The sequence below is a fragment of the Dryocola clanedunensis genome, from assembly GCF_038405435.1.
Taxonomy (GTDB): domain Bacteria; phylum Pseudomonadota; class Gammaproteobacteria; order Enterobacterales; family Enterobacteriaceae; genus Dryocola; species Dryocola clanedunensis_A.
Map to the genome: position 1 here is coordinate 1 of NZ_JBBYHZ010000150.1, position 580 is coordinate 580.

At 65.2% G+C, this 580-nt stretch carries 1 protein-coding gene; it reads right to left on the reverse strand.

What is annotated here, in order from left to right; all coding sequences use genetic code 11:
- On the reverse strand, positions 1–580 hold a 580-nt coding region (locus AAE045_RS23935), incomplete at both ends, for a phosphate acyltransferase (RefSeq protein WP_455549793.1).

The window sequence follows — 580 nt, forward strand, 5'->3', positions numbered from 1 at the left end:
ATCTGCGCATCCACGGCCGCGATCGCGGTCATGTTGAGCACGCGGCGCGAGGTCGCGCTGGTGGTCAGGATGTGCACCGGCTTGGCCACGCCCATCAGGATCGGGCCGATCGCCACGCCGTCGGTGAACACGCGCACCAGGTTGTAGGCGATGTTGGCCGCTTCCAGGTTGGGCAGCACGAACAGGTTGGCGCGGCCCTTCAGCGTGCTGTTGGGCAGCAGCTTCTGGCGCAGGGCTTCATCCCATGCGGTGTCACCCTGCATCTCGCCATCCACGTTCAAGCGCGGGTTGCGCTTGAGCAGCATCTCGCGGACCGCACGCATCTTCAGCGCGTCCCTGGAATCGTGGCTGCCGAAGTTGGAGTGCGACAGCAACGCCACCTTCGGCTCGATGCCGAACAGCTTCATGCGGTACGCCGCCTGCAGCGTGGCTTCGGTGATCTGCTCGGCGGTCGGGTCTTCCTGCACGTGGGTATCCACGAAGAAGAACACGCCCTGCTGGTTGATCACGCCGGTCATCGCCGAGGTGGAGGTCACCTTGGCTTCCAGCGGCAGCACGCTGCGCACGTAGCCCAGCTTCT